Source organism: Pseudomonas sp. IT-232MI5, assembly GCF_949767845.1.
Lineage (GTDB): Bacteria > Pseudomonadota > Gammaproteobacteria > Pseudomonadales > Pseudomonadaceae > Aquipseudomonas.
The window spans coordinates 1-922 of the sequence record NZ_CATKQE010000028.1 but is presented as its reverse complement, the minus strand read 5'-3'; the positions used below and the strand labels follow the sequence as shown (position 1 = coordinate 922).

Genomic DNA, 922 nt, shown 5'->3' with positions numbered 1-922 from the left:
GCCATCGGGATCGACCGCTTCGGTGACATCGCCCTCGGCATTGCGCCGGTAGATCCACACCGCGTCACCGCGAGAGCGTTTATGCAGGAAACCGTTGCGATACTCGTAGGACGTTGGCGCGTCAGCCGGCGGAATCAGCGCCACCAGCCGTCCGACCTCGTCGTAGCGGTATTCGGTGACCGCACCCAAGGCATCCTGTTCGGCGATCAACCGCCCCGAAGAGTCGTACGCCTTGAGCTGCTTGCCACCATCCGCTGAGACTTTACTCACCAGCCGCGCACGCTCGTCGTGCACGTACGTCTCTTCGGTGCCATCGACGTAATGCACTGCGACACTGCCGTCGTCGTTCCAGACGTAACGCGTGTCCATCTGCGAGAACGACGCCCAGTGGCGCACGCAACGCGCAGCCTTGCCCGAGCGTTCCCACTCCCAGAAAAAACTCGCGCCGCCGGCCAGTTGTCGTTGCAGGATCACGTGAGCGTCGTCGTAGTCGTAGCGCTCGCTGTCGCCGACGGCGTTGGTCGCTTCGATCAGGTGCTGATAGGCGTCGTAGCGGTAACTGACCAGCGCCTGTTCGGTGCTCCAGGCACCGTCGCGAAACACCTGGTAATCCACACCAACCAACTGCGCGCGGTCATAGCGCAACAGCAGCGAACGCCCGGCGCCGTTGTCCAGTCGCTGCACCCGGTCAGATCGATCGCGCTGCACCATCAGACGATTGCCATAGGCATCGCTGATCGCCGTCAGCCGTCCTGCGCGAAAGTGATAGAACCGCGCCGTTTCCCCGGCCAGTGCCAGGATCAGCTCTTCCGGTTCATCCCCCAGAAAGATCGCCGCCCGCGACAGACTGTTGTGAATCGCCGGTCTTTCAACGCTCGGCAACGGAAATCGAGTGCGCCGGTTTTCGTGATCGACCCAAACA

At 62.5% G+C, this 922-nt stretch carries 1 pseudogene; it reads right to left on the bottom strand.

Annotation, left to right across the window (positions count from 1 at the left end):
* Positions 1-922, bottom strand: a pseudogene (locus tag ACM6JQ_RS15990) (type IV secretion protein Rhs); the annotation flags it as partial.